Source organism: Ruminococcus sp. YRD2003 (assembly GCA_900109435.1).
Lineage (GTDB): Bacteria > Bacillota > Clostridia > Oscillospirales > Ruminococcaceae > Ruminococcus > Ruminococcus flavefaciens_G.
Map to the genome: position 1 here is coordinate 186,356 of FNZT01000008.1, position 25,543 is coordinate 211,898.

Here is a 25,543-nt window from a genome sequence, read left to right on the forward strand (position 1 = left end):
CGGAAGCAGTTGTTGATGTAGCCTTTGTAGTGCTTGCAGTCATGGAAGCAGTAGTTGTTGTTGTGGACTGCTCGCCTGTGCCAGAAGCAGTTGTTGATGTAGCCTTTGTAGTGCTTGCAGTCGTGGAAGCAGTAGTTGTTGTGGACTGCTCGCCTGTTACGGAAGCAGTTGTTGATGTAGTTTTTGTTGTGCTTGCTGTTGTGGAAGCAGTCGTCGTTGTTGTGGACTGCTTGCCTGTACCGGAAGTTGTCGTTGTTGTTGTCGTGGTTGATGAAGTGGCCGTTGTGGAATCAGTCGTTGTCGGCTTTTCGCCTGCCTTGATGACTATTTCTTTTATTACATTTCCGTTTTCATCATGGAGAATACCATCCTTTTCAACGACCTCACCCTCGGGAGAAGCAACATAGCAATCCTCAAGGGTCAGCTTATTTGTAGAAATAGCAAATTCTGTAACCTTTATTGTTATATCCGAGTTGATTACCGTAAGATTCACGTCTGCGTCTGCTAAAAAACCGACATCACCGTTCATATCAATACTTGCATTTTTTATTGTAAGGTCTTTTATGTATCCTATGCATATTCGTGATTCATTTACAAGTTTCAGCTTTCCGGAACCGGTAATAGTCGTTGCACCGCACATAATAAGCAGCGGGGCGTTTTCATCTTTAGTACGTGTCAACGTTGAATCCTTCTTGACGTCAATTGTAAGACCTTCTATCCGGCTGAATATGCTCTCCTCTAAGTCAACGTCCCCGTTAATGCTGAGGGTTTTGGCTGCCGGGTCGTATACGAGCTCCTTCTTGCCGTTTCCGAGGATATCCTGACAGTTGTCGGAGGATACCTGTATGCCGTCATCTCCGTTTACCCAGAGGTCGTAGAACTCAACAGCTTTCTTCGTCCTGACCTGAAGAATCGTCGTATTATCGGATGCTACATTCTGGTCATAGAATCCGGGCTGAATGAATACTGTGTAGAGATTATCTGCCTCGAGACCCGAAAGAGTAGCGTGTGTGGGGTCTTCCGCGTTTACTTCCCAGTTTTTCTCGGGGATCATATTGTTCGCGTCTCGCATAGCTGAAATAGCTGAGCCGATCGTCTCGCCGTATTTTTCCGTGACAGCTGCTATTATTTCCTTTTCTGTTTTACCATCATTCATCATCCCGGTGGCTTCTGCAATTGCAGGAAGGATGTCAAGACCTGTAATGTCGGGGACATTCTTAAATGTCATTATATGACTCTCAGGCTTAGTGGGGAAATAGTCCCAGGTGAGCGTGAACTGCTTCTCCTGAATGTCGGAAGCTCTCAGATTCTCTACCTTCGCAGATAATGTCCTTACCTGGAGCTGCGAACAGCAGTTTTCATTGCATATCGCCCCGTCGTATTTACAAGGCTTGACTATGAGTGTATAGAGCGTGTCGGGTTCGAGTTTCTCTACCGCCATGCTGAGTTCGCCGGGAACGCTTATCAGTTTGTCTTCCCGATGGATAATATTGCCCGAATCATAGTAAGCCGCGGCTATTTCGGCGAATGTCTCATCATACTTTTCGGAAAAGTATTCCCTGACATCTTTAAGAGCCTTTTCAACTGCCAATTTGTCCGGCATACCGTCTTCGATATAGGAATTTATATTTTTTTCAAACTCATCCTTATACTCATCAGCGATATTGATAACAGAATTGATATTATAGCCATTCAGCTCAGGGATATTCTTGTATACCCTGATGCATACTCCATAGCCCTCGGGCATAGCGTCCCATGAAGTGTTAAATGAAACAGGTGTAACATCGGTCGCATTGAAGTTCTGTACCTTCATAACCTTTGTGGTCGCGTATGCATTTGAAACGCTGACAGTCTCAAGAGCAGCGTTCTCGGAATGAGGCATAACGTAGAATGTGTAATCCTCAGCAGGATAAAGTCCGTCTATCGTTATCTCGTTTTCTGTCGTATTGATAAAGGTCATGCCGGTATCGCCGAATGCAGGGTGGATACGTGTCATGAGAGTTGAATCGTCGACCTTCTCACTCAGTTCAGCGAGGTTATCAACGGGTGCATCGCCAAGAAGACCGAATACGTCAACGGAATCAACACCGGCAGGCATATCCCAGCTGAGCTTCACGCTCGTTGCTTTAATATCGTCCTCGGAGATAGTGAGATTTTCTATTGCAGGCAGAGGAGTCACGAACGAGCTTTCGTATGTTTCCTCAGAAAATACGCGCATAGGTTTAGACGCACCCTGAGACTTATAATAATATGTGTTCAGACAGAGCTTATAGTTTTTTCCTGCTGCAAGCTCTGTGAACGTATACGAAGTGGTATCGGCAGGTATAATTTCATGTACAAGCTCATTATCATCACCGTCTTTTAATATGAGCTTAACTCCTCTTGCATTGACAGTATCCCATGAAACAACAGCGCCGTCTGAGGTGATATCAGTTATCTGTACATTCTCGGGAACGAGAGTATATCCGGGAACGATATTGAAATGCTCGTCCTCTGCGCCGCAATCCTTGCACTTTCGGCAGGTGTAGCCGTCTTTGCCGAAATCAGGCAATTCTGTATGATAGAGATATTCACCGTTTGCCTTGACTTTCCATGTGTGACCTGTTGCGGGGATAACTACTTCCTTAGTCTGTATGCAATTTTTACACTTTACTGTTCCTGTGCCATCCTCTGTGCAGGTAGCAGGAGTGATCGCTGTGATTTTATCCATATCCCAGTCGTGAGCGTCAGGGTCTAATGCTTCTTCTTTTGTATTGCAATTCAGACAATAACGGACCTTTCGGCCGCAGTTTGTATCATCGCTCAGCCAGCCGCCCCATGCGTGATTTTCGTTCATTTCGCAATCAGCGTCGACCACGGCAAATGCAGCATGACCAATACCAACGCCGAGTTTCGGATCTCTTGTTGAGATCGTTACCAGCGCCTCTCCAAGCTCAACATTATTGGAGTAGGAAACGTTATACTTATTAAGTTCATCTGCCGAAAGAGGCTTGTCAAATAATGAGGTCAGCGCAGGTGTCAAAGGCTCGCCTACCATATAGTACATACAGTATTCTGTGCCGCCTTCGACCTTATCCGGGTCAGCAAAGCTGTAATTGATAAAATCAGTCGTGATCTCTTCATTAAGGTCAGGCACAGCAACGAATTCATCATTGCCACTGTATTTTGTTACATAATTCTCGGCAATGGAATCACCGTAAACAATGACCTTATTGTCAGAGGGGGCGATATTGTAGATCTCACTGCCTGTTGACTTAAAGCCGATTCCGGTGTCTCCAAGATAATAGTTTTGCAGTCCATTCGGCAGAGCTACCCACTTGAGCTGCGGCATATCGAGGAATGCGAACATACTGATGTGTGTCACGTTTCCGGGAACATATACGCTCTTGATGTTAGTGCCGCGGAACGCCTCGCCGGATATATACTCGAGCGAGTCGGGGAGCTCTATCTCAGTCAGCCCTTCACAGCCATAGAATGCGCCCCAGTTTATTATCCTGACACCTTCGGGGATAGTCACGCTCGTGAGCTTTGAGCTTCCTATGGGCGTATCAAACATACGTCCGGGTATCTCAGTGATATTATCTCCGAATTCAGCCGATACTACGCCCGGGAACGTGCAGGGGGAAACTCCGTCGGTCACCTTGCTCGCATTGAATATGAGCTTGTCGATAGTCGGGTAACCTGCCGCTATCTCTTCGTCATCCCTAAATGTAGATGACGAATTATAGCCGAAGAGATCATTGGGTATCTTGGTCACTTTATCTGTGATAGTAACGGTGCCGATATGAGCGTTCTTGAATATCTCACCGACTCCGTCATAATGAGAGGTGATGTCTGTATCTATCACGAGCTCATCTATCTCAGCGCCCCTGAATACGCAGCTGGAGAGTTCGATAGGCACGCCGTCGTCAGAAGAATTCGTGATGGTGAGCCTATTTATCTTTGCTCCCTCGAACGCAGACGAATCTATCTTCTTTATATATTTGCCGTCGATGACGGGATATCTGAGATCTGTTCCGCTGAATGCGAAGGATTCTATATGCTTTGCACCCAGTATTGCAGGGATATTGCCTACGTAAATACTATCGATACCCTGAGGGCATACTGCAACGGTGAAATTGTCATCGCTGAATTTCCTGTATACTATACCGTTCAGCGAGACAAAACCACCTGTCATATCCTCGAGCTCAAGATATTTGAGGTTCGGGCAGTTTACAAATGCCGTCGGCTCAAACTCTGTACCCGCAGGGATAGTAATACTCCCCTTTATTCCCGAGCCGCTGAATACTGAAGGTTCGATTTTCTTCAGAGTCGAAGGAAGCTCAGTAAACTCAGCTTTCGGGCAGTTATAGAACGCACCGTATTTGAGCTCCTCGACCTCGGGCAGAGCGTTCAGTTTAAGGCTCGTACAATCCCTGAATGCCTGATTATATATTGCTTTGACCTTTCCGAAATCGACAGTTTCAAGAGCATTACAATATCTGAAGCAGTTTTCTGAGATGTGGTCAATGCTCTTCGGGAAAACGACACTCTTCAGAGCCTTGCACTCTGAGAATGCATCTCTTGAAAGATCAATGCCGGTGTTATCGTAGTCGAATTCAACGCTTCTGAGCGCTTCACAGCCGCTGAAAGCTGACAAGCCTATGCTTCTGAGATTGCTCAGCACGCCAAATTCAAAGCTTTCGAGCTTATTACAGTCCTTGAAGGCATTTGTTCCGATAGAGCTGAGCGCAGGATTTTTGATGTAGAATTTACTCTCAGCTTCGTTATCCTCATTGATGATAAGGCTGCGCCTGTCAAAGCTGACAGAAGTGAGATTCTCGCAGTCCTTGAAGTCTTCATCGCTTATCTTTTCGACCGAAGCAGGGAGCATCAGCTTTTTGATTTTCTTGTTGCCTGCAAAAGCATTTCTTATGCTCACAACTTCGTAATTATCAACATAGGTCACGCCGTTTTCAGTTCGTATGGTCGTGACAGGGTACGGAATGAAAGGCTCTCCGTTTTCACCTTTATACCATCTGATCTCGTAACCATGATAGCTTATGACCAATGTTCCCGAATTATACTTTTCCACCGTTTCTGACTCGTAAACTGTGAAATTTTTCCAAAGAGTTTTTATGAAAGTGTCTTTTTCAAACGGTGTCATACTCGGCTCAGCAGTTTTTGCCGTTCCGGTCAGAGCAGGCGCGCTGACAACGGCAGCCTTCGCTGAGAGCACAGCGCTCCCGAGAGCGCCCTGCGGCAGGTCTGCGAAGTTCCACAGCAGCATTGCCGCTGCTGCCGTACCTGCTAAGATACGGCGTTTCAGTTTATTCATAGTCTCTCTCCTCCTTGTCACTGTTCCTTGGTAAGACGATAAGTCATAAGCTCAATTCCATCGGCGGTCTCCGTTATCTCCACCCAAGAAGAAACCTCCTCGCCGAGCACCTCGCCCTTGGCTTCGCTGTCGAAGAAGAACTTGCCGTCCTCTTCCTTCCACGCCTTCTCTTCGAGTATCATCGTGGATCCGTCATAGAGAGTTAGCTCACCCGAAGCCGCTTCAGCTTCTATCTCCTCCTTCGGAACGTCAGCAGGTATCGGCATTACAACGAGCACCTTGCCGTCCTCGGTGAAGATGTAGCTGTATGCGAGCGACTCCTTTACGTAGTCCTCGGCATTCTCGTCTGCGAGAATGTCAGCCGCGCTCCGCCAGTCAAGCTTTAATGTCTTGCTGTTGAAGACCTGTGTCTCGGCAATGTTCCATTTTCCGATGATTTCCATAATAATTCCTCCTTTATCCTAACGGCTCATGCCTGTTCAGGCTTTTTCGACCCTGTGCATATCGAAGAGTATGAAGCCGTCTCCGTCGGGAACTATCTCGTTCCATTCGGTATTGCCGTTCTCGAATGCGGCGATGTAAAGCTTTCCGCCCTCTTCCTTCCACTCAGACGACTTCATCAGATCGTAGTCATCATCGTAGCTCTCTGCCTCGCCGTCAGGAGCGATACCCTTGGGAATGAGCATGAGTGCCTTGCCGTCCTCCTCGAACACGTAGACAGTGCGAGCCATGCCCTTCTGCATTGGGTGGACATTTTCGTCAGCGAGGACGTCCGCGACCTTTCGCCAGGTCTGCTTGAAGCTCATATCAAAGACATTTGCGTCTGTTATCTTCCATTTTCCGACAATACTCATATTTTTCCTCCTTATGCCCACGGATCTGCGCTCTCGGGCTGTCTTATATCTGAAAGCAGGAACTGCTCCCAGAGGTACCATTTGCCGTCCTTTGCCTGCCTGAGCTGAACATACCTCGGAGAATCAGCTCCGCCGGACTGTATGAACATCTTGGCATATCCCTGCTCCTGATACGAATACGGGTTCTCGCTGACCTTTATCGTATACGGCTCAGCGGGAGTGTAGTCGTTCTGCGGCACAGCTCCGACGAAGTACGAGCGCGGAACATAGTCCTTGCCCATGAAACGGTCGCGTATGAACTGCTTGTCGTGCTCGGAAAGCGGCTGAGGTCCCTTGAGAGAGTTGAGCATCTGCAGTGAAAGCTCTGCGTTCTGCGGATAGAAGCACAGTGCAAGCACAGTGAGTGCTGCCGTATCGAACGGCGTTGCAAGCTGCGCCTGAGGCAAAGCCCTGAACTCATCAAGGGTATCCGGCAGTTTCGCGAACTGTACCTGAACTGTCTTGTTTCCGGCTGCCTTTACGGCATCGCGCGCGATACTTTCGGTCGTCTGTTTCAGCTTGTCAAATAGTCCCATAGTCTGTTCCTCCTTACAGGGTATATTATTATTAGTATATCTTTTATTTTACAGCAAGACCGTCCGCGAGGCAATAACGGAAGCCAAAGTTGACCCAAGAAGGTCATCTTTGTGCCAAATATTTATCAACAAATATGTACAAAGCTCACAAAGGGGCTGACACTGCTTTTCTACGTATAACAAAAAACAGGCTGCCGGCTATAAACTTGCGTTTCATAGCCGGCAGCCTGCGAAACTGCCCGAGGGGGACTCCCCTCAGTTATTATACTTCACCGTGATTGATGACAAGTCCGCCGCCTCTTGCCTCGATCGCAAGCTGCAAGCGGCTCTTGAAGCCCGTTTTCGCGAGCATCTCTGCGATGTTCCGTTTTACCGTGCTTTCCGACATATACAGCCGTTCGCCTATCTCCTTGTTGGAGGCTCCCGCCATCAGCTCGCGCAGCACATCCATTTCGATGTCTGTCAGCTCTGTGCTGACGATACGCCCGAACTGTATCACAGGCATTGTTGTGGGATAGATGGATTCGCCTGCCATAGTCCTGTTCATTATCTCAAGAAGCGGCTGTTCCTGCACCTCCTTGTGCCAGAAGCTCTCAACGCCTATCTCCTTTGCCCTGTCGATGTAGGTGACCTCCGGCATAGAGGTAACAAGCAGTATCTTCACTTCGGGACGCTCCTGCTTTATCTGCCTTGCCGCATCAAGACCGTCCATTCCGATACCCATAACAACGTCCAGCAGCACGAGATCTATATCCTGTTCACAGCATATCCGGACAGCTTCCTCTGCTGTCTGTGCCATTCCTGCGAGCTCGTAGTCCGGCGAGCTTTTCACTGCCGTCTCGAACATCTGCCGCACCATTTTCTGGTCATCGGCTATCACTATCCTGTATGCCATTTTCGTATTCCTCCTGTGCTTTCTCCGGCAGATGAAGTATCATTTCAAACTGCGGAGAGCTGTTTATTGTCATCGTACCGCCTGTTTTCTCTGTCATGCGCCTGAGATTGGCAAGTCCGCCCGTCTCTTTCACAGGTGCGCAGGGCGGTGTGCCGTTGTTGGTGAAGCGCATAACATAACCGTCCGTTGTTTTTTCTACCGTTATATACGCAATATCGCCCTCAGCATGACGCAGGACATTGGTGACGTGGACGGTTATCGCTGAGTCAACAACAGAGCTGAGCGTTTCATCTTCAGGGAGTTCGCCGCTCAGCTCGATCTGGATACCGAGACTCTCTGCGTGTGTCAGACTGAAAAAGCACGGCTCCTGCCAGCTTTCACGCTCTTCATCCTTCAGCAGAGCGATATTTCTCCGCCACAGCGAGAGCATTTCCTTTGTGTCGGTATTTTCGGGTGCGGCGAGAAAATGCTTGGTCATCAGCAGCATTTCGCCGAAGCTGTCGTGAATGTGCATCTTGATATGCAATGTCTCCTTGTCCATAATGATGTACTGTATCGAGGAGTTGAGCGCCTTCAGCCGCCGGTTTATCTTCTGCACCTTTTTCTGCTTTTCACGCAGCTCCTCTGTCAGTTGGTACTCCTGCGTGACATCGAAGGCAAGCAGCTCGTGTATCGTTCTGCCGTCAAGCTTATCTTCGCGGTGAGCAAAGCTGTAAGCCGAGCCGTCTTCCAAGCAGACAACGGGTGATCCCCTGCCTGAGAAAACGGATCTCTGAAATTTCTCTGCGTCCATAACGCTGCTGCCCGTAAGCTTGCAGGCAATGCTGTTCATTTTCCGATTTGTCAGCTTTGTAAGTCCGCCGTCCCAATAGAAGCATATCCCGACAGGCAGCTCGTCCATACATTCCTTAACGGACATCAGCGTCAGACTGCGTTTTCTTGTCCTGATACAGCTTATTATCTCCATAATGGCAATCCCCGTCAAAACAAGGGCGATCAGCAAAATAACAACGGGCTTTTCTATAAACGCTCTGTTATGATATTCGATATGGTCGATCAATACTTGTACCAGCAGCAGCGTGACAAGCATCTCTGCAAAAGAAAGCGCGATACGGCGAACATTTCCGTCCAGCAGCAGATGAATGATTATCGTCAGGAAGAATGCACAGCAACAAATCATCAGCCACAGCGTAAGTCCGCCTAAAATGCTCTGCATGATGCTATCCATTTGCTGCACCTCCTATGGCAAGAGTAATATGCTGTATATCGTCCTCGGTGTATGATGTGAGTTCCAGTCCCGTATGGTGGATACTGAGGCTGTCGGTGCGGACTTCGCTGTCTGTTTCTATCGAGAGCAGAGTATTCTCATCGGGAACTATCTTCACGGAAAGAGCACTTGCGGTATCTGTCACAGACTCAATGACAGCTTCAAACACATCATATGCTGCGATGAGCATTCCCGACGATATTTCCTTTGCCCCGCCGTTTACCAGCTCACAGACGATACCGAGCGTCCCTGTCTGTTCAATACTTTCCCTGACCGAGAAATACAGCTCGTCCGTTGACATCGTGCGGCTGCGGTCGGAGGCAAGCATAAGGTTTGAGCAGCGCTTGACGTATGTGCCTAACAGCAGACAGCGCTTCATTTTCTGCTCAAGTCCGCCGCTGCCGTTCATTATCCCGTCTATCTTAACAAGCTGAGGATGCGTATGGCGTGCGATCTTGTCATACAGCCTGTTCTGCGTTTCATATTTTGCCTTTTCAGCGAGGAAACGGTTTTCTTCCTCGATAAGATCATTTTCGCCTGCTATCTGCTCCGTCAAGTCCGCAATGTCGCTGTTGAGCCTGTCCAGAGCGGAGATGTCCTCGCTCCATGTCACGCTTCCGCCCCTGATAGTATGGGTTTTGCGTATGAAGTCAGTATTCCCCACGGTATCGGTGTGAGCTCCTGAACGGTATACCGTTTCTCCGTCAGCGCTTTCCATTTCCGCATTGATATGAGTTATCTCAAACAGCCTGTTGTATCCCGTGTTTGAAGGTATGAGCCCTATCCTGATACAGCCTTCCCAAAGTCCCATATACAAAATAAGGTATATCTCCTGTATGTTGTAAAGACTGATGCCAAGCATATGCGGTGAATTTCCGCCGCAGATATAGTAGATCACAACAAGAACAAAAGCAGCAGCCGACGGGATCATCGGGATATACCATTTCCTGCGGCACTGCGACAGCTTGCACTTTTTTATCAGCAGAAGGAAGGAACCGAGCGTGAAAGCGAACGCCCATACAAATATGACATAGTAGAGCCAGTGGAAGCTGATATGATCACTTGTGTCAGATGCTCTGCTGTACGAAAGTACAAAGTGGTGAAGGTCATTTGTAAGAACGCCGGACATCAGAACACCTGCCGCAGCCCAGAATACCTTTATAGGTACAGGCATAGCCGTACTTTCATCACGGCTGACATACACTGCTGCGCTCATCGAAAGCATAGGCAATGAAATAAACGAAATATAGAACAAGTAGTAAAGATATCGGTCAGCAAGAGCAGAATGTGTAAACAGCATCCACCGGCAGATGCGTACGATAAACAGCATAAGCAGAAATACAGCGATAGCAACTATATGCCGCCGGATACACTTATGTACTATCCTCTGTACAACAGACGCTGCCCATGCAATGATGATGAAGCTGTACATAATAGATGCCGGAGTGTGGATACACATCGGGAACCATGAAAACTGAGACAGGATATTTACAGTGAACGCGAAAGCAATGGCTATGACAAAAGCTGCAAAGTAATCCCGTTCCGTCTTTGCGGTATGAAGCAACGCACTGACCTCCCCTTTGGTCTTTTCTATAGTATATCATATTATGTCTGGAATAGCAAGGATGCGCGGCGAAATTCGTCCGCCCCTGACAGCTTCGGCGCGTCAGAGCAGAGGATTTGTGACAGATACGGAAATGAAGGGGAAAACGAACAGTATAATGCTGACTTTAGAGGTGGAGTGTGGTTTAATGTGTGGAGCTGCTTTAGTGCAGAAATCCAACAATAAGGGTGAAAACAAATGACAAACAGTACGGAAGCTCAGCCGTTCTACCGGCGGCTATGGTTTGTAATGCTCGCGTCGGGGCTGCTCGGCGGATTCGCCACAACTGCACCGTCCGCCGCTCAGACACAGAATATTGACGAGAACTGTCGCGCCGCCGTTGAGCATATGCAGAGAATCACGCATATGTTCATCCCAATAGGCTCGGTCTAAAAGCGGATGATCAGCTCCTCCGTATGAAAAACATATCGTAACTCCCATCGTTATAATCCACCTTTCTTTGAAAAATCAGCAGAGAAAGCTCCGTGCCTTCTCATACCCGAATTATAGCACACCAGGGAGCAAAATGACAATCAGAGGGAATCATAATCTGCCTGTCCAGCGACCTCCAATCAGCTTGGTGGTATCGCCGCCGATCTCGACCGTGATGCCCTTGATTCTGTTTGCCATACGGTTTCACCTCCTCCGTGAGGGCATGAAAAAAGCAGCCCCGGAGGACTGCTCATTGTAAAATCGTTAGGATAATAAAAAATCTATGCTCAATGGATAAAACTCCTGAAAACAACTTATTATAGCAGGGTGATCTCCTTTAGAAAAGAGATGTATACTTCCGTTTTTAATTTTTGAGACTATATCGCCATAAACTTTTTCATAATAATGATCCGAAATACTATACATAAATTTATCTTCAGTGCTACCGGTCAACAAAATATCGGTCTCAAGTGATTCCAACTGTTTGTGAAAAAAATGTCCTATTTCTTTTTGATGCCTTATTATTGCAGAAGTATCATTATCAACTATTTGTTCCCAGTCCGAACCATGCATATATTCATAGAATCCTCTGGCACCTGCATTGTTTTTTGCATTTTCACGGTCTTTCAAGAGATTCTGCGTAAATATACTGCTGGAGAATTCGCCCTCAAAGCTGTCAGCTATTATTTTATTTACAAGTTTTGGAGCTTCAAGTGCAATATTTATTGCTACCATTGCACCGCCGCTACTGCCGATTATATTTACATCTTGATACTGCTTTTCTTTTAGAAATGCAATGATCTGTTGAGCTTCATAAAACCAAAGATCTGAGGGGAACACATCAAGTCTGTCTGATTTTCCGTGTCCTAAGAAATCAATCAGAATAACCCTGAAATCCTTGCTGTATTTATCTGAAATTTGTTCAAACATACGAGAGGAGGCAGTATTTCCATGAAGAAATATCAATGGTTTTCCTGAACCTGTTTCCTTATAGAACACTTTTTTCCCTTCATAGACAAAATGATTCATATATCGACACTCCTTTCCATACCCGAATTATAGCACAGCAGGGAGAAAAAGTCAATCAGAAAGCTTCACGCTTTCCATAGATGTGCATTCCGCTTTTCGTGCGGTATTCAGTTCGTGCAGACCTGACAGCCGTATAAGGCAATATATGCGTCATGCTTTGAACATTTGGGAAAACCGCATTTCGGCGGTTCATCCGGATCGTGCCAATCGAGCCATTCAGTTAGGACTTCATCTTTGATATCGGCTTCTGTCATGCGTTCCATCAAAACCTGATACCCGTCAAGATAGCATTTCACACATTCCGCATTCGGTTCATACCGGTCACGGAGCGTTTCCCAGCCGAGCTTCTGCCGTGCGCCTTCGATCACACGCAGCATGAATGCCTTGTCTTCTGCAAAATGCACCCTGTCCCACGGGAGACAGTCAATATCCAGATCGACATTTCCAAGTCCCAGTGCAGTCTGATTCTGTTCTGCAAGATATACCATCATACGCTTCTGGCTTTCGGTTTCTGCAAGCCGTCCACCGCTCAGACACAAAATATTGACGAGAACTGCCGCACCGCCGTTTGGCATATGCAGCGAATCACGCATATGCTCATCCCAATAGGCATGGTCTGAAAGCGGATGATTGGTTCCTCCTCCGAATGAAAAACATATCGTAACTCCCATCTTTATCGCCTCCTGTGATTCATTCATAGCTGAATTATAGCACAGCAGGGAGAAAAAGTCAATCAGAAGGAGCCAATATCTGCCTGTCCAGCGACCTCAGCCCGAATCAAGTATACAATTATACTCTTATAGCGTTCATGTCCACTCGGTCACCATAGCGTTTTCAAGAATAAGTGTAAAAAACATGGGACACCCCCTTTACAATTTCGGCGTGAGTGTGGTATAATCAAAACAGAATACAGCACATCCTGAGATGTGCAGAAGGAGCGTATGGATATGCCTGATATCATAGCTAAGATTAACGGAATTCAAGAGCTTTGGAAAGCCGGAGGCTGTACAGAACAACAGCTTTCTGATGCACAGCAGGCTCTCAAAATGGTTTTTCCTCCTGAATACGTGGCTTATCTTCGTGAATTCGGATGTATCGACTTTTTCGCTACAGAGTGGACAGGACTGAATGTTGAGGGAAACTGCAATGTGGTTACTATGACCTTGCAGGAAAGAAGTATCAATGATGATTTTCCACCGAAGATGCTTGCCCTTGAAAATGCGGGAATCGACGGAATCGTTATTACTGTTGATGAAAGCGGGGCTGTATACAAAGTCCAATATGATAACTGCGAAAAGATATACGATTCCATTTCAGAATATCTGGATCGTTGCATCGCCCGTAAAAAGTAACAAGACAGAAATGGCAGGGACAGGCATACGTTACACATTCAGCGCAGAAAGGGGTGCTTACATAATGGAGATTCTAAAGCATAATTGCATTGACAGCAGCGAAGAACTGCATGAAATTGATCAGAAGAATCCGGATGAGAAACCATATATCAAAGTTTTCTATACGAATGCAGATGATATCATCATTGCGGGGATGATTGCAGACCACGGCGTATACTGGCTTTCTGTTACCGATGCAAAGGATGAAAATACAGTTCGTGCGATCTTTGACCATGTTTCAGGGATAGAGCCAAAGAAATACGCAGATATTCATTCTGTGATCGCCGATACTTACTACACGGAGGAACAATTAAAGCTGTTTTACTATTCACTGCCTGCAACGGCAGACGATATCTTTGCATACTATCGCAAAATCAAGGACAGTCTCGGTTCAGCAGGAGAATTCGGTAGATTTGCTGAGATTCAGAAATTGAACTGTCTGATTCCGAAAAAGCCGAATTACTGGCCGAATCAGAAGTTTCGCTGTATCCATGCTCATTATGCAGAGAACAATGATGTGATTATTGTCGGCTTCGCGGATAATAATTATATCTTCTGGCTTTCTGTCACAAAGATGGATGACTACGAAACGAATCATTTGATCGTTGAATACCTTTCGATGCTCGAGCCGGCTGAGTTCGGAAGTGGCGGTGCTGCCCTTGATAAGACAAATTATACCTATGAGCAGTTTAGATGGCTCTATTACACAACAATTACCAGCGCAGAGGATATCACAGAGCTTTATCAGCAGGCGAAGAGCAAAAGCGGCGGCACCCGTGAAGATCAGAATAAAATCATCAGCAAGCTGCAAAAAATGATGGGTGCGCTTTCTAAGTACGGGAACCCCGTTGAGAATTGTCTAAAGAATGATGACATTTTCCAGGAAATATGGTCTTTGAAATATCTGCGCTGTTCTGACAATCCAAAGATCAGGGAGTTGTTTCATCAGCTTGAGTTGCTCAGCAATGGAATCTATCAGGACTATATGACGGAAGCACGCGGCGGTGCGTGACACCATTCCACGTCTGATAGTAGATTTCTATCCGCGACAGCGATTTCGCACGATTTTAAGGAGGTCTGAGAATATATGGAACCAATTGATCCGAGTAAATTTTCCCTTGACTACTTACTTGAAAATAAAGTGATAACGATCTTATCACAGGATTATGTTTTCGAACACGGAACAGATTGGGATGAGGTTGATATTACAGAGTGCATCATGAAACGCATAACATATTTGTGCTATCGTGATGATTGGGGCTATCCTGATTATAGCAAACGGTTCAGCGGCGTGTTATATCAATTATATTATGGCAAACCGTACTTGTGGTATTATATGCATATTAAAGATGGTTTGGAAGACGGAGCAGAAGTCAACTTCTATGAATCGGGTAAGGTTATGAACTATATAGTTAAGAAGAATAACAGGTGTGTAGGAAAAAGTTATGTATGGTATGAAAATGGAAAAATTGATAGGATTAATGATTGGGATCAACACGAGTACGTTGAGTTTGATGAGAATGGGGAAATAACAGCTGAAGGCAAATTGGAATTGATAGGACAGGGGAATTTATAGGGCAGGCATAAGCCCACCCCATCACACATTCAGCGCATTCCGCGTCTGACGATAGATTTCCAGCCGTGACAGTGATTTCGGACTATTATTGGTCTGATTCACTGTGCGGCTGTTGTCGTTTATTCTCGCAGTGAATCATGTAAACCAAGGATTCATAATAATAATTTAGATACAGCCGGTCTCCCCGTCATGGGGAGACCATAATTATTCTTATCGATTTTCAAAACAGGACATCTTTGCCCAGTAGTTCAATGGTATAAATATCCTCGAATGGAATAGCCGTTTTAACGACTTTCAGCCGACGATAAGGAGGATTTATCTCAGTCACAACACCTTCAATATTGGTATAAGAGTCAATGTCGTAGTCCTCGAAGAGTATCTGACTATTGGAGAGTGAACGGCTTTTACCTCTGTAATTATGGATCTGCTACATTGTACAGGATTCGCGTCCCCAGGCATGGTCTATGAGAAACTCGGCTTTTATGCCAAATTCCTTATGTAGCAGCTCCTCTAGCAGCTCGGTTATTCCTTTCATATCATACACGCCATATTTAGCCAGTCTTGTAGCAGTACCAGGACCAACGTTCCAGAAGTCGGTAAGAGGTTGGTGCTTCCATAGACATTTCTGATACAGCTCCTCCGTAAGAATACCTATATGCTCCGGAACGTGCTTAGCAACAATATCCATAGCTATCTTAGCAAGATAGAGGTTAGTACCGATACCGGCAGTAGCGCAGATACCGGTCTTATCCATAACCGCTTGCATCAGGAGCTTGGCGAAGGCTTTAGCCTTGCAGTTGTACGTCTTCAGATATGGGGTAGCATCGATAAATACTTCGTCTATTGAGTAGACATGAATATCGTCAGGAGAGATGTATTGAAGATAAACACCGTAGATCTGAGCCGATACCTCGATATACTTACGCATTCGTGGCATAGCTATCTCATATGGTATGTGCTTGGGTATCTCAAATATACGACAGCGGTTCTTAACCCCCAGCTCCTTTAAAGCTGGAGAAATAGCCAAAGTTATAGCGCCATCTCCTCTGGTCGGATCAGCTACAACAAGAGGAACCTTGAACGGATCATAGCCACGGGCAACGCATTCCACGGAAGCATAGAAGCTCTTTAAATCAATACACATATACACTCGTACCATGATTACGCCTCCGAAGCAGAACAACTGTTCTCAATCTGTATAACATATCATATCACAGAACAGACGTTCTGTCAAGGACTTTTATTCAATTTCTAAAACTTCATCACAGTCAACAATAAGCAAGAACATATTTTCGCTATTATGCACAAAGTCACTTTTAATCATTTTTTTATAAAAGAAAGCACCGCCATGAAAGCGGCACCGATATATCACAAAGCAACAATTAAATCTATATCGTTCTTACTAGTTCATATCTTTACTCTGATTGACGTTCCATCTGCGTCAATCCATATCACTTCCTTCTTCACTATGATTCTGACGTATCAAAACCGTTAATTGTAACAAATAAGAACTATTTCAATTATTATAAATGCTGATTTTTGTATATTATTTGTTAACAGTTATCAAAATCTGTTGAAAGATGTTTCGCATTGTGTTGAAATCATACATATAAAGTATACATTGAGTGCAGCGTGAATTATAATTATTTACGGCAGCCGTATCATCCATATTACTATAATACCACAGAGGAGGTCACAGTATGAAGAGTTTGAAAGAAATACTAACAGACGAAGTCGAGAGTATTGAGTTCCCTTTTCTTGGAAGTGTTTTGTGTTCCCCGCTAAACGTAGGGTGCATTCTCAGGTTAGAAAAAAATATAATGAGCTCTCGCTTGTCGCTGTAGGGAAATATGCTGATAAGTTGAAAAGCTATAAGGATTCAAATTCTATTATCAATAATTATCTTAATGATTTTATTACTGTTACTGATTGCATAAACAAAGAAATTGTTAAGGATTTTGTTTCTGTTGAATGTTATACTATTGACGAAGAAGCTATAGGCAGGATTTGTAGTGAAAAAGGTTATCTAAATCCAGCATTAAACGCATTAGCTGAATACAATAATGCTTTTGAATCCCTTTACCAAAAGAGAAATATCGCAATAAGTAATAATAATCAAGCACGAAATCAGTTGGCAAGCTCTACTGAAAGTGCTGCATTTAGGAGTGCTATTGTCAACAATTCCAATTCAAGGCATAATGCTTACTTATATACCTCTGGGTTAGGTACTGCATTTGCTTATGCCAAAGCAACTTCTGCTAATAATGCTGTAAATAAGCAATTTCAGCAAGAACTTGATGCGTTTTTTAAAAGCCATGTATACAGGCAAAAACTGATTAATGGTATTTCAGCTTCTGCTAATAATCTTGGAAATATAATACTTGAAGATTCTAAATATCAAGATGTTATAACATCAGAAGCAAGTTCAAAAGCTCGTGCATTGTTCAATAATTTTAATATCATTCCTGAAGAAAAAGCTAGGGAAGTTTCTTTAGAAATACTCCAGCTCGACCCATATCAATCTGAATACTATATTGCATTTGTCAAGAAATATTTGAAGAATTCCAAGGAAATAATTGCTATAGCAAATTATTTGGGTGTAGATTTAGCGGAAGGATTAGGCACTATTGTCAAAAACGTTGCTATAGCTAATATGGGTTCGTCATTTGATGATATTAAAGAATGCTGAAAACTTATCAATGAGGTTATATCTGAGCTTGGATTTCCTGCGAGAAGCAAAAGAGCAGCAGAACAGCTAATACAAGAAAGATGTGTTGCTATGCTCAAGGATTACGCTAATAAAAACATGGGTAATACAGAAAAAGATATTCTTAATTGTAAAAACGTAATAGATGAACGAGTAAAGAAATTGGAACTATCTCCAAATAATACAGCTCCGTTATACAAGTTTATCAATGATAATCTTAGTAAATATGATGTTGGTTTCCGCACCATATTAGGAATAACGTATAATTCTCGTGATTATGCTGCCGCTAACAGAAGGATTATTGAACAGAATCAAGGCATTCTATATAGAAAACCTCAGGATTATATTTTCAGGCGAGATTATATTGAGAACATAGAAAGAATAAAACGGATCCCAATACATGAAAAACTTATCGAACAGTTTGTAGGAATGCACACTAAAATGCTTGCTGATTTTGATAAAAAATGTGAGAATGCTAAGCTTTATGATGATAAACTTAGAGGCAATACTTCTATGAAAGGCTTTATGCAGTCATTGATATCCAATGAAGCAGCTTTGAAGCAGGACTGGATTGAAGTTACGCGAAACGGGCAGTACTCCATATATGATATCATGGGAATAAAAGGCTGATTGACTTTTAGCTTATAACTCGTAATACCTGATTCCGCAAAACTGAGTCATTCTCCTCTGTACAAAACAACGTCAAAGTGGTATCCAATATAGATACAATTGTTTGACACAACAGTTGTTGCTCCGCTTTCGCGTAAAGCTTATACAATCGGAATTATGAACTTATTGTAAAATCTGCATAATGTTCTTTACTTTTTCGGGCACTTATGGTATAATAATACTAACAAAAAAATAATCGGAAAGGAGGAACACCAATGGTTTTTAATAAGGATTTGGTTCTTTACAATACTGATGACGGCGACGACGATGGAGACATATTAGCAGATCTTGCAGAATGGTCTTCAGCAACACGCTGATTCACCGTCATAGTTATCAACAATAATCAGGATAAGAGGGACTTCGCGTCCCTCTTTTTTTTATGACGCAGGTAGGATCCCCTTATATTTCCCACTAGCAGCAATGCTCCATATTGAATGTCGTCACCGATACTTACAGTTATCATTGTACTTAGATGAATCAACAGACAAACAGCCGGCCTCCCCAAAATGGGAAGACTCAAAACTAACATGAAAACAAAAGCACCTGCGTTTGCAAGTGCTTTGTGGATATTCAGTTAATGCGATAAACCCTGAATTTGTAGACCTCAAAGTCAGATTTTCCTCTATAAGATTTTAGCCCTGCTATTCATCTCTTCTGTAATTCGATTTACTTCACTTTGATCAAGTGTTAACCGAAATCTATAAGCCTCTAAATTATAGCCGTAGGCAATGGTTGCCGACAGTATCAATTCAGTCAAGTTAGTAAATTTCGGCGGCAACATAAAAAACGGTTTATTATCGCCATTTGCCGTTACTCTGAAACCACGTCCATCGTCTAACAATACTGCATATTCATAACAATCTCCAGCGTGTGAAAGCCCATCCGGTATTTTGTATATCTGTGTTAGAAAAATTCCGCTTTCATTATCATAAACACCGGTCATCCAATCCATCCCTATTGGACATACATAATATTCCTTGTATTTAATATTCAATTGATTTAGTAATCTCATACGAATTTCATGTGTTGTTTTAATACGTTCAAAAGCCATAACTATCAACTCAACTCCTCTTATCATTGACGGTACATGACACCTTCTCCATGAAATTCCGATTTGGTTTAACGTAGAAAGCTCCTGCTTCCTCCACACCTGAATTATACCATAACAGGGAGAAAAAGTCAATCAGAGGCTGTGTTCGGCAGGGCAAAACGAAAGCACCTGCCGGAGCAAGTGCTTTTAATAGATTCAGTTATGAAAGATCACATTTTTATCGGGCAATCCTCAACGATTGCTTTTGGAACTTTGTCTCTGATTTTTTCCATATGATCAAGCTGAGTTTTCATTTCTTCTTCACTATGATTTCTAATTGCATTTAAATACGAATAATAGAAACCATAATAATTTAGTTCAATATCTTTAGCTGTGACCAGCGTGGCTACTAAATCATTTGGATAAACCAGATTATCCCCACCAAAAACAGATACTTCGACAAGTTGAAACAACGCTATTTCTTCAAGCTCTTCCTGCCCACCATGAGTCAGTCGCTTATATCGGGTACCGTCATTGTACAGTATACCTGTTTTCATTTTCATAGGGATAGCGCACATAATACCCATTGCGATAGGTGTTAAGCAGAGTAAAAGCATAAAAATGTTTCGCCAAAAAAGCAATCCGATTCCGGCTACAATTCCAAGAAGAATAGAGGCGATTGGACCGGCGAGTAAGATTTTCGCCCATGTTTTGATGTTTTCTTCCGATTTGCTTGATGGCAAAGTACCACCAACGCCACACCAAAGCACTGGATTTTTTTCAATTCCTATGCTGATAGCAGAATCAAGTGTTTTTCTGTATATCTTCAACGGCCCAACAACAAAAAGATACAGTTTCCATCCGTGAAACACTCCACAGATTACATGCCCGAGTTCGTGAATAATCGTTGATATAATATAAGTTGCTATCCAGCTTAAAAAAAGTTGAATGAAAAGTATTACCAAATCCATATTTAAATACCGCCTGTAATACTGAATTGCTGAAGAGCTTTGTTATGGTCAATTATAGCACAGAATGGAGAGAAAGTCAATCGGAGGAAATCAAAGCTGCTGACGGATCCTGTTCTTTAAAAAAGCGCTGTATTCCGCAGAAACTGTGAAATACAGCGCTTTTCTTGTTTTTTCGGAAAGCGCAATGTATCATTGCTATTTTAACTAACATATGGTATAATAGCAACATAGTTTTATTTAAATGCACTGCATCATAGAATGCAATGATAAGATCTCTTACGTTTATGAGTGGGAATGATATATGCTTTACTATATGTTCAACAAGCCGCAGGGCTGCGTAACCGCACGCTCCGACGCACTTCACAGGACGGTCATGGACTACTTCCCTGCTGAGCTTGCGGCTGTACTGCATCCTGTCGGCAGGCTCGACAAGGATACCTGCGGGCTGCTGATACTCACCGACGACGGCGACCTCGACTTCAGAATAATGCAGCCGAACAGGCACGTCTCCAAGACCTACTTCTTTTATGCTCTCGGGAGCATCGACGCCGATAAGATAAAACGGCTTGAAAGCGGACTGTCTATGTCGGGAATGACCGCGCGTTCGGCTGAGTTCCGACTGATACGGCAATACCGCATAGCTGAGCTTGAAGCCTTCATGCCCGAATATCGCAGGGAGCGGTATCTCAGGAATCCGCAAGGTCCCGCTTTTTCAGCCTGCCTGAGCGTACACGAGGGAAAGAAGCACGAGGTAAAGCGTATGCTTGAAACGGTCGGATGCAGGATATTCTATCTCCGACGCGAAAGCATAGGCGGACTGACGCTCGACCCCGCACTAAGTGAAGGAGAGTACCGTCAGCTGACTGACGATGAGATTGCTTCGCTCGGAGCTGAAAGGAGTACAACGCGATGAACGCCGTGATAAAGTCTGCACTGATAGTTACAGTGCTGATGTGCTTTCTTACGGGCTGTGGTCATGAACAGCACGGAGCGGTCAGCTCACAGGTAGATACTGTTCGGGAACTCGAACAGACAGGAATGACTTCTGTCATTCCTGCTGAATACTTCAAAACGGCAGAACAGCAGGGCAGGGTCGTTAAGATAGACTACGAGAGCCGCGACTATGTCCGTGATGAAAGCGTCATTACAAAGACCGCTTATGTATATCTGCCATACGGTTACGACGGAAATGATACCGATACCCGCTATAATATCGTCTATCTGATGCACGGCGGAGGAGGTCATGCAGGCGACTTTTTCGAGCACGGCAGTTTCAGGGAGCTTATCGACAATATGATAGAAAAAGGCGATATTGAGCCGACGCTCATTGTTTCTCCGTCGTTTTACAGCGCAGGCTCCTCGGATGATTACGACAGCTCCGTCAGTGAGCTGAGAGTGTTCTATAAGGATTTTGAAGAGCACCTGATGCCTGCGGTCGAGGGACAATTCCACACCTATGCCGAAAGCACCTCGTCCGATGACATGAAAGCAAGCCGTCATCACAGAGCATTCGGGGGATTTTCTCTCGGCTCGGTCACAACATGGATGATGTTCTGTCACAGCTGTGACTATATCGAATACTTTCTGCCCATGAGCGGAGCGTGCTGGTATTACGGCGGATATGGCGATTTTCAGACCAAGAAAAATGTTGACCTCATCGAACAGCTCGTAAATGATAATGACCTTGATGAGCGGGGATATTTCATCTATCAGGGTGTCGGCACGAATGACGACTTAAAAGCTCAGTCGGTCGATATGGCAGAGGATATGCTGTCGCGAAGCAACGTCTTCACACCTGACCATTACGTTTTCTATCAGAAAGAGGGCGGTCAGCACGATTACTATTCTGCCATGGAGTTCGTGTACAACGCATTGCCTTTGTTTTTCGGAAGTGAACCGTGATACACCACTCATAATACTGTACAGAAAAAACTTGCATTTTGTAAAAAGAAATGGTATAATATGAAATATCTATAACTCATTACCATATGCGCAAATAAACATACACTGCCACCGCCCTGAAAGGAGGAGCACACAATGAAAAGAACTTTAGCATTTATCCTCTCACTGTCCATGCTGACAGCACTGACAGCCTGCTCAGACAACTCTTCTGACGACGAAAATGCAACAGAAATAATAACCGACGCGAACGGAAATGAATACGATTACAGGTATCAGATGTACGCTTCTATGTCTCCCGAGGAGATAGTCGCTGAGATGACCCTTGAGCAGAAGGCTGCTCAGATGGTACAGCCTGTCGTTTACAATATCACTGAAAAAAACATGAAGAAGAACGACTACGGCAGCATACTCTCGACTACGGAATGCATCGGCGCTGCTGAATGGCGAGAGACTGTTGACGGATTCCAGAAAGCAGCCATAAAGTCAAAATCAGGTATACCCTACATCTACGGACAGGACGACGTTCACGGCGTCAACTACTGCATGAATGCTGTTATCTTCCCGCACAATATCGGACAGGGAGCCGCCAACGACGAGGAGCTTGCCTATCAGGTAGGACTTATCACTGCTGACGAGGCAAAGCTGTGCCATATGCTCTGGAACTTCTCGCCCTGCGTTGCTCAGTCGGTTGACCCTCGCTGGGGAAGAACATATGAATCCTACGGTTCCGACCTTGAAACCATTACAAAGCTCAGCACCGCCTACACAAAGGGACTCATCGACGGCGGACTTGTTGCCTGCACCAAACACTTCTTCGCAGACGGCAATGTAGTATACGGCACAGGCGAGCAGAGTGATGTCAATATGCTCATCGACCGCGGCGATGCTCAGCTCTCGGATTCTGAGATAGATGCGCTTATGAAGGTATATCAGGCTCAGATAGACGCAGGTGTCCAGACTATCATGATAAGCCATTCTTCACTCAACGGCGTAAAGATGCACGAAAACGCCGAGTACATCATGAAGCTCAAAAACGAAATGGGCTTCGAGGGATTCATCGTCAGCGACTGGGGTGCAGTCGGAAACACTTCCGCTCCGTCCTACGCAGAGCAGGTCATAAACAGCGTCAACGCAGGCATAGATATGCTCATGGAGACAGACCGCTTTGACGAGGCACAGGGTATCATCATGGACGCCGTTGACAGCGGTGATATCGCCGAGGAACGTGTCAACGACGCTGTGACGCGCATAATCAAGGTCAAGAAGGATGCGGGACTTTTCGACGACCCGCTCTGTGAGAATATCACTACCAAACAATCTGACACAGGCTCGCCCGAATACAGAGCCGTTGCCGAGCAGTTGGTAGAGGAAAGCCTCGTGCTTCTCAAAAACAAGAATAAAGTGCTCCCGTTCAAGGAGGGCACAAAGATATACGTTACAGGTCCTGCCGCTGACAACGGACAGGCGCAGTGCGGCGGCTGGACTATGTTGTGGAACGGTGCTCCGACTGAGGACGTCCCCGGAGTGACCACGATTCTGGAGGCATTTGAGAAATATGCTGATGATTACGGTATCGAGGTCATAACCGATAACAAAAAGGCATCAGATGCAGATGCGGTACTCCTCTGCGTAGGCGAGCAGGCTTATGCCGAGTGGAACGGCGATACAGAGGACCTCGAGCTTTGCGGCTCATTGGGACTTGAGGGAAATGCCAAAGCCATTAAAGAAGCAAAGGAGCTCGGCAAGCCTACAGTTACCTGCATCGTTGCGGGCAGGAACGTTATCCTCGACGAAAAAAACTACACAGATTGGGACAGCGTCGTTATGTGCTATCTCCCGGGCTCAGAGGGCAAGGGCATCTCGGATGTGCTTTGCGGCTGTGCTGATTTCACGGGAAAACTGCCGTCTGACTGGTACGGCTCGCTTGAACAGATAGGCACAGACAAATGCTTCCTCAAGCGCGGTCACGGTGAGAGCTACGGTGCAGGCTTCAAGCCCCGCATGGAGCCCGAAACACAGACTGACTGACGAGACTAATTGGTAATCAAGCAAAAAATCGCGGACGGAACTGCAATGTCAGGCACAAACCACTCATTCAGAGTATTCGTGCCTGACGACAGATTTCCGTCCGCGAAAGCTGTTTCGGACTATTATTGGTCTGATACGCTGTTTAAATTAGGCACGTTAACTGAGGTTAATAAGTATCATCAATAAATAGAGGAGCCTGATTTGCGGAGCTTTCACAGCGCCTTTTCATACAGCGCATAGGTGTACTCCTTTTCTATAAGTCTGCTGAAATAGCTCCCGGTGACCTTCCCCTTGCGTATGAGTGCGCCCATTGATACAGCCTGTCTGCTGCACATCTCACCGAGAAGGCACTCCGAAAGAGCCTTGCCCAGTCCGAGGTGCTCAGGCTCTGTGCCGAGGTACAGAAGGATATAGTCCTTGCACTCCCTTTTCACCTTGCAAATACGCCACAGCTTTGAGGGCGTGAGCATTCCGCAGGCTGCATTTCCGTAATTCGGCAGCGTGACGAAAAAGCCGACTGCTTTTCCGTTCAGATACGCTATCTTGACCATATCGGGATCAGCGGCATTTTTCAGCGGAGAGTATAGCTTGCAGAATTCCTCCTCTGTAATGTGCGAAAAGGTCTGGAAGCCGCTGTAGAGTGAGATCATCATGCGGTATATCTCACGCAGCGTCTTTTCAAAGCTCTCCCTTTCGAGGCTGGATATCGTGTAGCCCTTTTCGGCGAAATATTGCAGTCTGCGGACGTTCCTCCCGTCAAGTGCGCTCTGCGGTATCCTGCCGTAGCGATTTGAGACATATTCTCCGCTGACGCTGAAGCCGTTTTCGCGGAAGAAGCCCTCGTAATAGCTGAGATTGTACGGCTCGCCCGTATACGGCAGCTGGTCGAAGCAGTTGGTCTTGAGGCGGTAGCGTATCCAGAAGGACGCATCAACAGGTCCGATGAGGCGGTCGCAGCCGAGCCGGCGCGCCTTTTCCTCCGCAGCCCTGAACAGGCAGTGTGCGGCGTAACGGTCGTTGATACACTCAAAGAAACCGATGTAGGCACAGGTCTGACCGTGGTAAACGGTAAGCATACAGCGAGCCGCAGTATTGCCGTTCTCGTCGGATACAAGGAATGGGTAAACGGTGAAATAATGGCTGAGGATATGCTCGCCTTTCAGGAGAGCCCTCTCCGCGGCGATATCCTGTGTGAGCTGCTCCTTTGAGTAGAGCGAGGACGGGAAACGCAGGAACCTGCGTACATTTTTTTCATTCCGTGTATCGAAGCAAACTGCTCTGTATCTCATAGCTTTCT

General features: G+C 45.3%; 22 protein-coding genes. 9 read left to right on the plus strand and 13 right to left on the minus strand.

Annotated features, from left to right (window positions below; all coding sequences use genetic code 11):
* The 7 genes from BMX22_RS08025 to BMX22_RS08055 all read right to left on the minus strand — a co-directional run.
* Positions 1 to 5,317, minus strand: a 5,317-nt coding sequence (locus tag BMX22_RS08025; RefSeq protein WP_074741942.1) for a leucine-rich repeat protein, incomplete at its 3' end; no start/stop codon positions are given.
* 17 nt (positions 5,318 to 5,334) lie between these two features.
* Positions 5,335 to 5,760, minus strand: a complete 426-nt coding sequence (locus BMX22_RS08030) for a hypothetical protein (protein ID WP_074741943.1) — start codon at positions 5,758 to 5,760, stop codon at positions 5,335 to 5,337.
* A gap of 36 nt (positions 5,761 to 5,796) precedes the next feature.
* A complete protein-coding gene (locus BMX22_RS08035) occupies positions 5,797 to 6,171 on the minus strand; it encodes a hypothetical protein (protein ID WP_074741944.1) in 375 nt (124 codons plus the stop codon).
* 11 nt (positions 6,172 to 6,182) lie between these two features.
* Positions 6,183 to 6,746 (minus strand): DUF6935 domain-containing protein, encoded by a 564-nt coding sequence (locus BMX22_RS08040; RefSeq protein ID WP_074741945.1) that lies wholly within the window; start codon positions 6,744 to 6,746, stop codon positions 6,183 to 6,185.
* A gap of 262 nt (positions 6,747 to 7,008) precedes the next feature.
* Complete coding sequence (locus BMX22_RS08045; protein WP_074741946.1) at positions 7,009 to 7,641, minus strand: response regulator transcription factor; 633 nt, start codon at positions 7,639 to 7,641, stop codon at positions 7,009 to 7,011.
* A complete protein-coding gene (locus tag BMX22_RS08050) occupies positions 7,613 to 8,869 on the minus strand; it encodes a sensor histidine kinase (RefSeq protein WP_074741947.1) in 1,257 nt (418 codons plus the stop codon). Before BMX22_RS08050 ends, BMX22_RS08045 begins: the two co-directional genes overlap by 29 nt.
* Entirely contained in the window at positions 8,862 to 10,472 is a 1,611-nt protein-coding gene (locus tag BMX22_RS08055; RefSeq protein ID WP_074741948.1) for a hypothetical protein, read from the minus strand. Before BMX22_RS08055 ends, BMX22_RS08050 begins: the two co-directional genes overlap by 8 nt.
* Positions 10,473 to 10,709: 237 nt before the next feature.
* Between BMX22_RS08055 and BMX22_RS08065 the strand changes: the two genes are divergently transcribed.
* Positions 10,710 to 10,904, plus strand: a complete 195-nt coding sequence (locus tag BMX22_RS08065; RefSeq protein WP_074741950.1) for a hypothetical protein — start codon at positions 10,710 to 10,712, stop codon at positions 10,902 to 10,904.
* 303 nt (positions 10,905 to 11,207) lie between these two features.
* Here BMX22_RS08065 and BMX22_RS08070 read toward each other — a convergent pair whose 3' ends face one another.
* Complete coding sequence (locus BMX22_RS08070) at positions 11,208 to 11,972, minus strand: alpha/beta fold hydrolase (protein WP_074741951.1); 765 nt, start codon at positions 11,970 to 11,972, stop codon at positions 11,208 to 11,210.
* Between the two features lie 107 nt (positions 11,973 to 12,079).
* A complete protein-coding gene (locus BMX22_RS08075) occupies positions 12,080 to 12,643 on the minus strand; it encodes a hypothetical protein (protein WP_074741952.1) in 564 nt (187 codons plus the stop codon).
* A 276-nt stretch (positions 12,644 to 12,919) separates the two neighbouring features.
* Between BMX22_RS08075 and BMX22_RS08080 the strand changes: the two genes are divergently transcribed.
* The 3 genes from BMX22_RS08080 (at position 12,920) to BMX22_RS08090 (ending at position 14,939) form a co-directional block, all read left to right on the plus strand.
* Positions 12,920 to 13,324: an SMI1/KNR4 family protein gene (locus BMX22_RS08080; protein ID WP_074741953.1), complete on the plus strand. Its 405-nt coding sequence runs from the start codon at positions 12,920 to 12,922 to the stop codon at positions 13,322 to 13,324.
* Between the two features lie 64 nt (positions 13,325 to 13,388).
* On the plus strand, positions 13,389 to 14,375 hold the full coding sequence (locus BMX22_RS08085) for a hypothetical protein (RefSeq protein WP_074741954.1): 987 nt from the start codon (positions 13,389 to 13,391) through the stop codon (positions 14,373 to 14,375).
* 75 nt (positions 14,376 to 14,450) lie between these two features.
* Complete coding sequence (locus tag BMX22_RS08090; protein ID WP_074741955.1) at positions 14,451 to 14,939, plus strand: hypothetical protein; 489 nt, start codon at positions 14,451 to 14,453, stop codon at positions 14,937 to 14,939.
* Between the two features lie 427 nt (positions 14,940 to 15,366).
* On the opposite strand, the gene BMX22_RS08095 is transcribed toward BMX22_RS08090, so the two are convergent.
* Positions 15,367 to 16,098 (minus strand): hypothetical protein, encoded by a 732-nt coding sequence (locus BMX22_RS08095; protein ID WP_074741956.1) that lies wholly within the window; start codon positions 16,096 to 16,098, stop codon positions 15,367 to 15,369.
* Positions 16,099 to 16,710: 612 nt separating this feature from the next.
* Here BMX22_RS08095 and BMX22_RS08100 point away from each other — a divergent pair.
* Positions 16,711 to 17,628 carry a hypothetical protein gene (locus BMX22_RS08100; RefSeq protein ID WP_074741957.1) on the plus strand — a complete coding sequence of 306 codons (918 nt, stop codon included), beginning with the start codon at positions 16,711 to 16,713 and terminating at the stop codon, positions 17,626 to 17,628.
* Positions 17,629 to 17,718: 90 nt separating this feature from the next.
* Positions 17,719 to 18,276 (plus strand): hypothetical protein, encoded by a 558-nt coding sequence (locus BMX22_RS08105; protein ID WP_074741958.1) that lies wholly within the window; start codon positions 17,719 to 17,721, stop codon positions 18,274 to 18,276.
* A gap of 661 nt (positions 18,277 to 18,937) precedes the next feature.
* On the opposite strand, the gene BMX22_RS08110 is transcribed toward BMX22_RS08105, so the two are convergent.
* Both BMX22_RS08110 and BMX22_RS08115 read right to left on the minus strand, forming a co-directional pair.
* Positions 18,938 to 19,366 (minus strand): hypothetical protein, encoded by a 429-nt coding sequence (locus BMX22_RS08110; protein WP_074741959.1) that lies wholly within the window; start codon positions 19,364 to 19,366, stop codon positions 18,938 to 18,940.
* 209 nt (positions 19,367 to 19,575) lie between these two features.
* Positions 19,576 to 20,316: a site-2 protease family protein gene (locus BMX22_RS08115; protein WP_074741960.1), complete on the minus strand. Its 741-nt coding sequence runs from the start codon at positions 20,314 to 20,316 to the stop codon at positions 19,576 to 19,578.
* A gap of 301 nt (positions 20,317 to 20,617) precedes the next feature.
* Between BMX22_RS08115 and BMX22_RS08120 the strand changes: the two genes are divergently transcribed.
* The 3 genes from BMX22_RS08120 to BMX22_RS08130 all read left to right on the plus strand — a co-directional run bounded on the left by BMX22_RS08120 (position 20,618) and on the right by BMX22_RS08130 (position 24,246).
* Positions 20,618 to 21,229: a pseudouridine synthase gene (locus BMX22_RS08120; RefSeq protein ID WP_074741961.1), complete on the plus strand. Its 612-nt coding sequence runs from the start codon at positions 20,618 to 20,620 to the stop codon at positions 21,227 to 21,229.
* Entirely contained in the window at positions 21,226 to 22,218 is a 993-nt protein-coding gene (locus BMX22_RS08125; protein ID WP_081349138.1) for an alpha/beta hydrolase, read from the plus strand. The genes BMX22_RS08120 and BMX22_RS08125 overlap by 4 nt, the downstream gene beginning before the upstream one ends.
* 135 nt (positions 22,219 to 22,353) lie before the next feature.
* Positions 22,354 to 24,246, plus strand: coding sequence for a glycoside hydrolase family 3 protein (locus tag BMX22_RS08130; protein WP_074741962.1), 1,893 nt, complete (start codon positions 22,354 to 22,356; stop codon positions 24,244 to 24,246).
* Positions 24,247 to 24,458: 212 nt separating this feature from the next.
* Here the strand turns inward: BMX22_RS08130 and BMX22_RS08135 are convergent, their stop codons facing one another.
* Positions 24,459 to 25,535, minus strand: a complete 1,077-nt coding sequence (locus BMX22_RS08135) for a hypothetical protein (protein WP_074741963.1) — start codon at positions 25,533 to 25,535, stop codon at positions 24,459 to 24,461.
* Between the last annotated feature and the right edge of the window lie 8 nt (positions 25,536 to 25,543).